At 38.8% G+C, this 12,594-nt stretch carries 12 protein-coding genes; 7 read left to right on the top strand and 5 right to left on the bottom strand.

What is annotated here, in order from left to right; translation table 11 throughout:
- Positions 1-69: 69 nt before the first annotated feature.
- From BKO01S_RS15830 to BKO01S_RS15820, 4 genes are all read left to right on the top strand, one after another.
- On the top strand, positions 70-924 hold the full coding sequence (locus BKO01S_RS15830; RefSeq protein WP_066056150.1) for a TetR/AcrR family transcriptional regulator: 855 nt from the start codon (positions 70-72) through the stop codon (positions 922-924).
- A 100-nt stretch (positions 925-1,024) separates the two neighbouring features.
- Positions 1,025-1,168, top strand: a complete 144-nt coding sequence (locus BKO01S_RS24430) for a hypothetical protein (RefSeq protein WP_157077393.1) — start codon at positions 1,025-1,027, stop codon at positions 1,166-1,168.
- 12 nt (positions 1,169-1,180) lie between these two features.
- A complete protein-coding gene (locus tag BKO01S_RS15825) occupies positions 1,181-2,305 on the top strand; it encodes a metallophosphoesterase (protein ID WP_439951051.1) in 1,125 nt (374 codons plus the stop codon).
- A 134-nt stretch (positions 2,306-2,439) separates the two neighbouring features.
- Positions 2,440-2,973, top strand: coding sequence for a YceI family protein (locus BKO01S_RS15820; RefSeq protein WP_066056147.1), 534 nt, complete (start codon positions 2,440-2,442; stop codon positions 2,971-2,973).
- A 40-nt stretch (positions 2,974-3,013) separates the two neighbouring features.
- Here BKO01S_RS15820 and BKO01S_RS15815 read toward each other — a convergent pair whose 3' ends face one another.
- The 3 genes from BKO01S_RS15815 to BKO01S_RS15805 all read right to left on the bottom strand — a co-directional run bounded on the left by BKO01S_RS15815 (position 3,014) and on the right by BKO01S_RS15805 (position 8,150).
- On the bottom strand, positions 3,014-3,778 hold the full coding sequence (locus BKO01S_RS15815) for an IclR family transcriptional regulator (protein WP_066056142.1): 765 nt from the start codon (positions 3,776-3,778) through the stop codon (positions 3,014-3,016).
- Between the two features lie 31 nt (positions 3,779-3,809).
- Positions 3,810-5,987, bottom strand: a complete 2,178-nt coding sequence (locus tag BKO01S_RS15810) for a malate synthase G (protein ID WP_066056140.1) — start codon at positions 5,985-5,987, stop codon at positions 3,810-3,812.
- A 168-nt stretch (positions 5,988-6,155) separates the two neighbouring features.
- Positions 6,156-8,150 carry a peptidoglycan D,D-transpeptidase FtsI family protein gene (locus BKO01S_RS15805; protein ID WP_084362111.1) on the bottom strand — a complete coding sequence of 665 codons (1,995 nt, stop codon included), beginning with the start codon at positions 8,148-8,150 and terminating at the stop codon, positions 6,156-6,158.
- 251 nt (positions 8,151-8,401) lie between these two features.
- Here BKO01S_RS15805 and BKO01S_RS15800 point away from each other — a divergent pair, with 251 nt between their 5' ends.
- Positions 8,402-9,184, top strand: a complete 783-nt coding sequence (locus tag BKO01S_RS15800) for a TraR/DksA C4-type zinc finger protein (protein WP_066056134.1) — start codon at positions 8,402-8,404, stop codon at positions 9,182-9,184.
- Positions 9,185-9,207: 23 nt separating this feature from the next.
- On the opposite strand, the gene BKO01S_RS15795 is transcribed toward BKO01S_RS15800, so the two are convergent.
- The gene (locus tag BKO01S_RS15795) at positions 9,208-9,459 is read right to left on the bottom strand and encodes a sigma-G-dependent sporulation-specific acid-soluble spore protein CsgA (protein ID WP_066056131.1); all 252 of its coding nucleotides are present in this window, start codon (positions 9,457-9,459) and stop codon (positions 9,208-9,210) included.
- Positions 9,460-9,606: 147 nt separating this feature from the next.
- Between BKO01S_RS15795 and BKO01S_RS15790 the strand changes: the two genes are divergently transcribed.
- Positions 9,607-10,965 (top strand): S8 family peptidase, encoded by a 1,359-nt coding sequence (locus BKO01S_RS15790; RefSeq protein WP_066056129.1) that lies wholly within the window; start codon positions 9,607-9,609, stop codon positions 10,963-10,965.
- Between the two features lie 94 nt (positions 10,966-11,059).
- Positions 11,060-12,052, top strand: coding sequence for a potassium channel family protein (locus BKO01S_RS15785; protein WP_066056126.1), 993 nt, complete (start codon positions 11,060-11,062; stop codon positions 12,050-12,052).
- On the opposite strand, the gene BKO01S_RS15780 is transcribed toward BKO01S_RS15785, so the two are convergent.
- On the bottom strand, positions 12,049-12,453 hold the full coding sequence (locus tag BKO01S_RS15780; protein ID WP_066056124.1) for a YugN-like family protein: 405 nt from the start codon (positions 12,451-12,453) through the stop codon (positions 12,049-12,051). The genes BKO01S_RS15785 and BKO01S_RS15780 overlap by 4 nt on opposite strands.
- Between the last annotated feature and the right edge of the window lie 141 nt (positions 12,454-12,594).

Below are 12,594 nucleotides of genomic sequence, written 5' to 3'. Positions count from 1 at the left end.
AAAGATTCAAAATCCACTTAGAAAAAATTACAATGACTATAGGAACTTGGTTTAACGGGGGTTTATTTTATGAATGATAAAGATATGCAAATTATTGAAGTTAGCATGAGGCTTTTTGCCAGCAAAGGATTTTCAACGACATCTATCCAAGAAATCGCAACAGAAAGTGGTATTTCTAAAGGGGCTTTTTACTTACACTTTAAATCAAAAGACGACTTACTATTAGCTATCTTAAAATACCATTTTGAGATGATTGAAAAAGCTTTTTCCGAACAAACAATCAATATACAAAGTCCTCGTGAAAGACTAATCTGTCAACAAATCGCGTTATTTTCACATTTTATTATGCATAAAGATTTTCTCATTATGTTGACAAAAGAGCAGGCGATCCCTAGGAATGAAACCATTAAACAGCTTTTATTAGGTAAACAAATGGAATCTCATCAACACTATCGGCAAAGCATTATTGAAATTTACGGTCCTGACATTGAGCCGTACTCGTGGGACTTAACTATCATTCTTGAAGGCATGATTAAATCGTATATGGGTGTTTTATTATTTTCTTCATCAGATTTTAATGTCAGACAGGTCACTGAGTTTATCCTTAAGAGAGTGGATAGTATTGTGAAGGATATTTATGAGGACAGTCCTTTCTTAACAAATAAGAAGGTTGAAGAAATTATCAGAAACTTTTTCGTATCACCTGATCAACCATCTATCACAAATGTATTAAAAAACTTAGAAGAAGAGATAGAAAAAATAGGGGAAGAGGAGCTACTTGTAACTTTTCAAGTTTTAATGGAGGAAATCGAAAAGGAGAAACCAAGGGCTCCTGTCATTCAAGGGATGCTATCAAACTTCAATAACTTTCCTACACTTGATCACTATAAAAATCTCCTACTAGAATATTATTCAAGAAAATAAACGTTTAGATTTTAAACGTTTAATACATAGGTTGACCGATTAGTCATAATAAAAACATTCGTTCGTGACCAATTAGTCATATTAAGTGAGGATGATGAAAATGAAGCTAAATGAGGTAGTAAAACAGGCAGTTCGTGAAACCATTACATTAAGTAAACGATTAACGAATGAGCAAATTGTTGAGAAGCTACAAAAACAAGGGATACAAGCTTCACTTTGTAAGCGCCTTTTAACACATGAATAGGAGTAGAGATTATTGAAAACAGCCATGTACAGTAGGCTCATCTTAACCATTATTTTATATAGTGCTTTCACCTTTTATCTTGGCTGGAATCTTCATCTATGGCTACAGTCGACTTTTTCATTAGATATTTTCAGTTTTGTTACTGCCGTAATTTTCCTTCTGTCCTACAGCTATGTGCTAGCTAGATTTTTTAAAAGATTTTTATTCCTGAAATACATTGGGTCGTATTGGTTTGGAGTTATTCAATATGCGTTATTGCTTCTTCCTTTGGCTAATTTTGTAGGCTGGTTATTTATTTTCACTGGCTTTTCACCTGACAGCGTCGTCTTTTGGTGTGGTACCGTTGTTCTATTGTTGATGGTTGGTATTCTAGGGAAAGGAACCTTTAATGCATACAGTCCTGTCATTCGGGAGCATTCCATTGAAATCGATAAAGAAGCTCCATTCTCATCTCTACGGGTTGTCATGGCATCTGATATGCACTTTGGACACCTTTCCGGAAAAAGACATGCAGCTAGATTAGTTCATGAAGTGAATTCGTTACAACCTGATTTGATCCTCTTACCTGGAGATATCATCGATGATGATCCCGAGCCATTTATTAAAAAAGGCTTCGGTGATATCATGGAAAAGCTTTCTGCTACAAATGGTGTATACGGAGTATTAGGAAATCATGAATATTACGGTGGTGGAATTCCAACCTATATGAAAGAAATGCACCGAATTGGAATTCCAATCCTAATGGATGAAACAATTGTACTTGAAGGTGGCATACAGATTGTTGGTAGAAAAGATAAAACCGATCGTAACCGAAAAAGCATTGAACATCTTATAGAAGGATTAGATAAGTCAAAGCCCATCTTTATTATGGACCATCAACCACTTGAATTGGTCCAAGCTGCAGAACACGGTGTTGATTTCATGGTATCAGGACATACTCATCGTGGACAGATGGCACCGAATCACTTGATCACAAAAAGGATTTTCGAGCTTGATTGGGGATACTTGAAGAAGAACGAGCTTCATGCATTTGTCTCTTCAGGCTTTGGTTTTTGGGGTCCACCACTCCGTATTGGGAGTCGGTCTGAAATCCTTTTGATTGATATTACATTTACAAAAAACAGTTTGCATACGTAAAGCAAACTGTTTTTTTATTTTCTAAAAATTTATTCATTGACAAAGGTTTTATCCTTATCATATAATTACTTCGAAATCTAATATATTTAATTCAAGATATATGAAATAAAACAAAAACTTTGGAGGTATGTAAAATGACAAAAGCAAAATGGGCAGTAGACACAGCACACAGCAACGTAGATTTTTCAATCAAACATATGATGATCGCTAAGACTAATGGAGCATTCCATGCGTTTGATGCAGAGATTGAAGCAGATCCAACGGACTTAACAACTGCTAACATCGTGTTTAACGTGGATGTGGCAAGCATCGATACTCGTAACGAAGATCGTGATAACCACCTTCGTTCTGCTGACTTCTTTGATGTTGAAAACTATCCAACCATGACATTCAAATCTACTTCAATCGAAAGAAAAGACGAAGACGAGTACAATGTAACAGGTGATTTTACTCTTCACGGTGTAACGAAATCTGAAACATTTGTAGTAACTTACGAAGGACAAGGCAAGGATCCATGGGGCAATGAAAAGGTTGGTTTCAGTGCAGAAGGTACAGTAAATCGCAGCGACTACGGACTAACTTGGAACGCTGCTCTTGAAACAGGTGGAGTTCTTGTTGGAGATAAAGTTAAGTTTGCTATCTCTTTAGAGGCTTCAAAAGCTGAGTAATACTAGAATAAGCTCCAGGAAGTTTCCTGGAGCTTATCTTTTATCGATATCCTAACCGATAGGAAATGTTTGATCCCGTTTTTAAAACATGTTGCTTCAATTCTTCGATACGTTCGTCCTTCATTCGAATGGTTGGTGCAGAGACACTGAGCGCCGCCACTGCATTTCCAGCATGGTCAAAGATCGGTACGGCAATACATGTAATTCCAACCTCGTTCTCCTGTAGATCTAAAGCATACCCTCTTTGTTTCACTGCTTCTAATTCAGATAGAAATTTTTCTCGGTCAGTAATTGTATATTGGGTATGAACAGGCAACCCTTTTCGATTCAAAATATCTTCGGTTATTGCGGAAGGCAGATAGGCTAAAATAGCTTTGCCTACACCGGTACAATGCATCGGCGCTCGCTTCCCTACCTTGGAGTGCATTCTAAGCGTCTCCGTTCCCTCAAATTTCTCAATATAAACAACTTCTCCTTGATCATATACGACTAAGTGAATGACTTCGTCGGTGAATTTCCCTAGCTCGAGTAAGTAAGGCTTTGCTTCCGTTCGGATATCTAGTGAATCTAAAAGCTTCGAGCCAATATCTAAAAAGGTGTACCCTAGCCGATAACGCCCTGACTCAGCATCCTGCTCAATATACCCATAATGAGCCATTGTTGTTAGGATACGATAGACGGAGCTTTTGTTTATATCCATCTGGTTTGCTATTTCAGTAACGCCAAGACCTTCTTTTTTCATAGAAACAAGAGTAATAATATCAAGGGCGCGACTCACCGATTTGACCATGTTTTCTCTATCCATTCTTTTCACCTCACGCCCTGTTTCTAGTTGATTATTTTTGATGAGCGAATTTTCTTTTTGCTTCCATTCTTCGACGATGTAAGATTGGTTCTGTATACCCACTAGGCTGTTCATAACCTTTAAAAACTAGTTCACATGCTGCTTGGAACGCTACGGAATCCTCGTATCTGTCAGCCATTGGACGGTAGTTTTCGTCTCCCGCATTTTGTTCATCTACTACCTTTGCCATCCGTTTTATTGTTTCAAGCACTTGCTCCTTTGTACAAATCCCATGATAGAGCCAGTTAGCCATATGTTGGCTGGAAATTCGTAAGGTTGCTCGGTCTTCCATTAGCCCAATATGGTGAATATCTGGAACTTTCGAACAACCGACCCCTTGCTCGACCCAACGTACAACATATCCAAGTATTCCTTGAGCATTATTGTCTAGCTCTGCCTGGATCTCTTCCTTACTCCAGCTCATGTTTCCTTCCACTGGAATGGTTAACATATCAGATTGATAGCTTCGTACATTTTGTTTGAGTTCATCTTGAAGAGAACGAACATGAATTTGATGATAATGAAGTGCATGCAGTGTTGCTGCCGTTGGTGATGGCACCCAAGCCGTATTTGCCCCTGCTTTTAAATGAACGATTTTTTGTTTAATCATTTCAGCCATCAAGTCAGGCATAGCCCACATTCCTTTACCGATTTGAGCTTTTCCTTGAAGACCTGCCGCGAGACCAGTCGATACATTAGATTTCTCATAAGCTTGAAGCCAAGTAGCAGCTTTCATCTCATTTTTACGTATCATTGCTCCCGATTCCATTGAAGTATGAATTTCATCTCCCGTGCGATCAAGAAAGCCGGTATTGATAAACACAATTCGTTCCCTTACTTCATGAATGCAATTTTTCAAGTTTAGACTCGTACGTCTTTCTTCATCCATTACCCCAATTTTAATCGTGTTTCTTGGAACTTCAATCAAGTCCTCCACTCGATTAAATAATTCATTAGCAAAAGCTACTTCTTCGGATCCGTGCATTTTTGGCTTCACTATATAGATGGAACCTTTAGATGAGTTTTGGTATGAGCCATTTCCTAATAGGGAGTGTTTGGCAATCAAGCTGGTTACCACCGCATCCATGATACCTTCTGGCACTTCATTTCCTGCTTGATCCAGGATGGCGTTGGTCGTCATTAAATGTCCCACATTTCTAACAAACATTAAGGAGCGACCTTTTAATGAGAATATGTCTCCATTCGGATCTTTGTATTCACGGTCTGGCTGCAAGCTACGAGTTAGAGTTCTTGATCCCTTTTGGAAAGTAGTCGTTAAGTCCCCTATCATTAATCCTAACCAATTTCGGTACACACGTACTTTGTCTTCCGCATCAACTGCGGCTACGGAATCTTCGCAGTCCATAATGGTGGTTAAGGCCGATTCCATGACGATATCTTTTATACCAGCCGTATCTGTTTTTCCGATCGGTGATTCATGGTCTATCTGGATTTCAAAGTGGAGGTCGTTATTTTTAAACAAGATTGCTGATGGGTTGTCACTTTCTCCTTGGTATCCAACGAATTGCTGTTGATTATCCAGCTGTGTCTTGTTTCCATTTGTTAAGGTAATGATGAGATGCCCATCTTGAATACGATAGCTAGTCACATCTATGTGGGAGCCTTCACGGAGAGGAGCAGTTTGATTTAAAAATTGCTTCGCAAATGAGATTACTTTTCCCCCGCGAATGGGATTATAAGCTCCTGTCTTAGCTGCACCATCTTCGTCACTTATGACGTCCGTTCCATAAAGCGCATCATACAGACTTCCCCACCTTGCATTGGCGGCATTAAGTGCATACCTTGCATTATCGACTGGAACAACGAGTTGAGGACCCGCTTGAAGACTAATTTCTTGATCGACATTTTCTGTTGTGATTTCAAAGTCAGCCACCTCTTGTTCAAGGTAACCGATATCAGTTAAGAAGGCTTTATAGGACTCAGCTGTGAAGGATGTTTGTTGTTTGTGGTAGGTGTTAATTTGCTGTTGGAGATCGTCTCTTTTTCTTAAAAGTAATTCATTTTTTGGTTTTAAATCCTGGATTAGCTCTGATAGCCCCTCCCAAAATGATACTTCATCGAGCTGAGTTTGTGGCAACCCTTCCTTTTGGATAAAATGATAAAGCTCTACTGCAATTTGTAACTTCCCCTTTGTTACATAAATAGACATTCTCTTTCCTCCCTTTGAAAATAGACTGTTTCTTATTACGCAACGCTGTTTGTTATTTTGTATGGTTTTATCGTAACACACGATTGTAAGATTATTCAAACAATATTTAATGAACATTTTAAAAGCCAAAAAAACCTAGATTCCAATGAATCTAGATTTCTCATTATATTACTCAGCTTCCGTTACTAACGGCTCTTCGCCTTCTACATCTGTTGGGATTTCTATAGCTCGTTGTTCTTCGTATTTAATGAAAGCTTCCACCACACGGTTCGCAATATGTTTGTTCACAGGGTGTTTGTCATTCGAAGCCCATGGAACGACTACGGAGAAAGCTACTTTAGGATTCTCCGATGGATAGTAACCTACGAATGTTAGATTGTAAGTTGCCTGCCCCCACTTCGAGCGGTCCGGTCCGTAGTAATAGGTTTGTGCCGTTCCTGTTTTTCCTGCTACGTCCATGTTAAAGGATCCTTTAGCTGTCCCATTCGATCCATTTACAACCCGGTAAAACCCTTCACGAACACGTGCCAAATCTTCATCTGTGTTCAATACACGGTTTAATACTTCTGTTTTGATTGTTTGAACAACCGGTCCTAGCTCTTGTTCTCTTGATGGTTCATGGACACTTGCTACTAAGTGAGGTCTAACACGCATCCCGCCATTCGCAATGGCTGATACATATTGAGCCATTTGAAGTGGAGTGTACGTATCATACTGCCCGATCGCCATGTCTAGTAGTAACCCTGGATTGTCTGGTGTTCCCTGGTATCCTGTTGCCTCATTCGGGAGGTCCACTCCTGTTGGTACACCTAAACCAAATTGCTTATAAATATTTCTTAATCTAGTATAGTCCTCTTCCTGAACAGAGAGTCCACCGTAAGGAACATATTTCACTCCTGCCATTTTCATGACAGTATGGAACATATATACGTTACTGGATACCTCTAATGCCTTTAGGTCATTCAGGCTTCCGAAGTTTTTCCATGAGGACTTCGGCTTTGCTCCCGCTAAATAAACTGGTGAATCATAGAAATAAGAACCATGCTTAATGGCACCTGTTTGATATCCAGCCAATACAGTAGCCCCTTTGACAGTGGATCCCATTTCGTACTGACTCGCAAACGCTCCGACTGAGTAATCGAGAAGTTCGCTTTTGTTTTCCTGATCCACCATTTTTCCAGCAACGCTATACACTTCACCAGTATATGGGTGCATCATAACGACAAAGGCACGATCTAGAAGGTTATTCCCTTTTCCAGATTTCGCATTCCAAAGTTCTTCTTCTACAATCTTTTCAACTTCCTGTTGCAAATCCGCATTGATACTTAAGCGCAAATCCATCCCTCTAGAACCTTCAGAAACAAGTACTTCATCGACTACATTGCCACTTCTGTCTGTAACATATTTCTTTTGACCCTTATTTGGGTGTAGTAATTCTTCATATTGATACTCAAGATAGCTTTTACCCACACGATCATTCCGGGAATATCCTCTAGACAAGTAGAAACTGCTTCTTTCATCTAATATTCCCTGTTTCGCAGTCGTTACACTACCTAGTACAGGCTTAAGCATTTCTCCATACGGATATATACGATTCCAATCTGTTATGATTTCCACACCTGGAAGATAGCTCAGATTTTCTGATACGGTTGCCATTTCCTCTCGTGTTAAATTTTCAGATTTGATTGTTTGAATCTCGTACATATATCCACTCGTCATGCGCTTATAGATAATCGCTTCTTCACGTTCGTTTTCTTCAATATCTTTTATCGAATCTTTAGGAACACGTTCAATTTGCAAGGCATACTGTTCTTTCCCAGTAAGCGAAAGTTCTTTTTCTTTTAAAAGCTTTTCCGCTTCGTCTGGATAAGCGGCTAGCCAGTAATCCTTTAAATCTCTTTCTTTATAACTCTCATTTTCTAAGCTTAATAGTTTTGCAAGTTTACGTGTTACTTCAATTTTATCTTCAGTTGTCATGCCTGGTTCTTCTGAAAAGGCGACAGCATCCATTCCTTCATTATCAACGACCACTTGTCCGTGACGGTCATACATTTTCCCTCTTGGCGCTGGCAAACTAACAACCGTTGCATCAAGTCTTGAAACTTCTTTACTATATGATTCCCCGAATACGATTTGTACTAATCCTAAACGGATAATGAGCATCGTAAATAGACAAAATATCACAAAGAACAGTAGGTTTAACCGAAATGATCTGCTTTTTAAATTCTTTTTTAGTAATTCCCTATTTCCCAATTTTCAGTTCTCCCTTCCATACCCAAATAATTATAACAAATTTTTCAGGAGAACTAGGAGACGAATCGACATTTTTTTCAAAGAACATTTTACCTTTTATGTTCCTACATATATCGGTAAATACTAAAACTTGTACCAGACCGACGAAAGGATTGGTTGAGATGCTATCAAATCAACAAATACAACAGTTTAGACAAGGTTTAGAAGACCGTAAAGCACAATTAGAAGAAGAATTTGAAAACAATGATCATTTCAATTTACAGCGAAGTCTTTCCGATTCCGTAAGTGAACTCTCTGTTTACGACAATCACCCTGGTGATGCTGGAACTGAATTATACGAACGAGAAAAAGATCTCGCCCTCAACGAACATTATCGACTTGAATACCGAAATGTTCTAGAGGCTATTGAAGCAATTGACAAGGGAACGTACGGTATTTGCGCAGTATGTCATAAAGAAATCCCAGTTGAGCGTTTGGAAGCTCTTCCGAATACACTTTATTGTATTGAACATTCACCAGATAAAGTGACTTCTCACGAACGACCAATTGAAGAAGGAGTACTCATGCCTCCTTTTGGAAAATTTGATATGGATGAAACTGATGAAAATGTTTCATACGATGCGGAAGATTCCTGGCAAGATGTTGCAAGCTATGGAACCTCTGAGTCCCCTTCTGATCAAGTCGAGCAAGTGGATCATTATAATGATATGTACATCGAACCCCAAGAGAATGTTGGGTATGTGGAGGATTATGAAAACTTTGTCGGTGTCGATATAACCGGAAAGCATGTGACCGTTTATCCAAATAAGCAACATGAAAAGTATGAAGAGGAACTCGATGAAGAAGGTATCATGACAACCTTTGGCGATCTCCCTGCATTTGAACATGATCCTTATGTGGAAGAACATGAAGAGAGAGAAGAAAAAGAAGAAAAAGGACAATGATTCATTGTCCTTTTTCTCTGCTTCTAAAAGAGTTGCTCGTACACCTCGTTTAACTGATGCGCCCGAGTCTCATCTTGTTCGTTGTTGGCGTGCTTAATTTCTTCAGGCAAGATACTGTTTAGAAAATTGTTTTCTTCATCAGATAAGCTTCGAACAAAGCTTTCTTCATTAGAATAATGTCCTTGCTCTATTCTCTTGAAGAGGAACTCAGCTGTATCAGACCGATCCGTATAGTTGGACAGAATTTCTCTTAAATAGGCTAATGGCTTGTTCATGTAGTAATCCTCCTTTTATAACCCTACGTTCATTTTTGCTGTTTATTAAATAATTTATGTATGAAGGCTGTTCCTTAAAATTACCATCAATACTAAGACAGTGACTGAACAACCTAATAGTAGGAAATAAACTATGAGGTGAGAAGGATGTTTCGAAGAACAAGACCGCTTATGCTAATTGGATTAGCATTATTGCTTATTATAGGTGTTGCTCGAGCGATGCCCGAGAGAGAAGTAAAAACGCTCGACCGAAATAACATAGATATGCGAAGAGTGAATTATGAACCTTCTCAAAATAGAACATCAAGACTCATGGACTTACACAATGATCCATCAAATAACCGCTTAGTCTCAAAGCTTAATCATCACCCAGAAGTACAAATTATTAATCATAACGAAGAGGATCAAAGTCACTACTATGAGCATGAGGCAACTGTAAAATTTAAAACAGATATTAGCGATGAACGGCTAGCTGAAATAAATAAGGAGATTGATGCAAGTAAAAGTGATAAATTAGCCAATCTATATATGTTTCGCTCCAAATCGAAAACCACTCATCAGATGCTCCTTTACTTTCGTGGGTTAGAGGAAGTAGAGTATGCCGAACCTAATTTTATTCTTTTACAAAATGAAGCCGTCTTACCAAATGACACCTTTTACCAAGAGCAGTATCAATGGAATTTACCCGTAATAGAAACCGAAAAAGGGTGGGATATTTCGAAGGGTAATAAAAATGTAGTGATTGCGGTTGTGGATACTGGTGTAGATTTGGACCACCCAGATTTAAAGGACAAGTTGGTAGAAGGATATAACGCGATTGATGAAAAGGCTACTCCAGATGACGATAATGGTCACGGGACCCATGTAGCTGGGATCATCGCTTCGGAGACAAATAACCAAGAAGGAGTTGCTGGGATCACATGGTACAATCAAATTATGCCAATAAAAACATTAGCGAAGGACGGATATGGTTATACGTTCGATATTGCAAAAGGCATTGTCTGGGCCACAGACCATGGAGCCGATGTCATTAATTTAAGCTTAGGTAATTATCAACCCGCTACTGTCTTAGAAGAGGCTATTCAATATGCCTATGATAAAGGGGTTGTTCTTATCGCTGCCTCGGGTAATGACAATACGAACCAACCAAGCTACCCTGCTGCTTTTGATCAAGTTCTAAGTGTATCTGCTATCGGCTACTCAGGGGAACGTGCCTCTTTCTCGAACTACGGTAATTATATTGATGTAGCCGCACCAGGAGTTGATATTCCAAGCACTTATTTTCAAAACCAATATGCAGCACTTTCAGGAACATCGATGGCCTCTCCTCATGTGACGGGATTAGCCGGGTTAATTTTATCTACCAATCCGACTTTATCCAATAAGGAAGTTATGGACATTATTCGTTCTTCAAGCTACGACATTGGAGAAGTTGGGAAAGATGAATACTTTGGGGAAGGATTAATTGATGTAAATAGAGCTTTGGCTGCGGCAAAACGGAAATAAAGATTCAAGACCCTCGTTCACGAGGGTCTTTCTTGCGTTTAACAGGGCTTTATATGGTCAATACTTTAAGTGATTCTTATGAAGAGGTGAGCAGATGCACCACCGAATTTATACTGGCTTTTTAAGATTGCCTACGCTTGTTCGAATACTTACCATGGCTTTATTACTCGTTGTTCTTTTTGGTGTAATTATTCATCTTGTTGAACCAGACAGTTTTCCTACAATCTTTGAAGGAATCTGGTGGGCAATCATTACCACATCAACCGTTGGATATGGAGACTATTCTCCAGAAAGTCTTCTTGGAAGAATAACAGGAATTATACTTATTTTTATAGGTGCTGGATTCTTATCGACTTATTTTATTACCCTAGCTACGACTGCCGTTTCTAGGCAAAATAATTATCTCGAAGGAAAAGTTCATTTTAGAGGGGATAGACATTTGATTATCATTGGATGGAATGAACGCTCAAAAGAAATTATTCAAACGATTCGTACAATCGACCAATTCTCAGACATTATATTAATCGACGAAACTTTGAGTTCCAATCCCATTATGGACGCAAAGGTGCACTTTATTAAAGGTAGAGCTTCTCAAGATCATGTGTTAGAAAAGGCAAATATTGCAACAGCTGAAAAAGTACTTATTACAGCCGATCAGCATAAGGATGAGCTAGATGCGGATATGAATACCATTCTTGCTCTACTGACAATTAAAGGCCTAAATCCAAACATAACTGCTATTGTAGAAGTTCTTACCCGTGACCAGATGGAGAATGCTAAAAGAGCTGGCGCTGACGAAATCATTCAATCCAACCGAATGATGAGTTATATTATGACAAATTGCATCGCCACCGATGGAATTGTATCAACTTTTGTTGAAGTACTTGATCAGCTTCATGGAAGTAGCTTTAGCTTTCATCCATCTGAAGGCTATGTCTCAAAATCATTTTTTACGGCTAATGGCGAGTTACTTAAAGATGGTAAGCTTTTAATCGGCATAAAAAGAGGAGAAAACACAATGGTGAATCCTCCTCGAGAAACAATTATTCATGATCATGATGAGTTACTAATTATTGGCCAACTCTAGTCGATAAGGATCTGTTCAAGCTCTTGAACAAGAGCCTTACCAATATCTACAAATTTTTCAGGAAAGCTAGCGTCCTTATCTACCGGTTCCTGAAACTGGTCAAAGGAAGCAGATGCATTCCCGATATATGCATGATCATCTAGATCCGGTTGATACAAATGGGATAGTAAAAACGGTCGTTCAATTGCAACAGTACAGTTTCTTGCATCGAGTTGTCCGTCTATGACTCGAAAGGGAACTCGTAAAAACTGGTACCCTTCTCGGTCATCAATTTCGTAATCAAAATACCCGTGATCGTAATCCCAATTACCACCAATGGTATAACCCAGTGGCTTTAATAATTGCTCAAGCTTATACAAATCAAACTGCTTTCCTTCAATTTGTGAAGGTATTTGAATCATATCCATCCCCCTTAGTTCTTTTGCTTAGTTTTTGTCAAAGGACTGATTTTAAACCTAGATAAAGGTATAAATCGGTAAGTGGAGAAACCAGGCTTTTGGAGTATTTATGACTGAAAGCTTTGTCGGGTAGCCCTTTAGGAA

The organism is Robertmurraya korlensis NBRC 107688 (genome assembly GCF_001591645.1).
Classification (GTDB): Bacteria; Bacillota; Bacilli; order Bacillales; family Cytobacillaceae; genus Robertmurraya_A.
The sequence above is the reverse complement of the archived record's forward strand: the minus strand, read 5'-3'. Positions and strand labels throughout refer to the sequence as shown.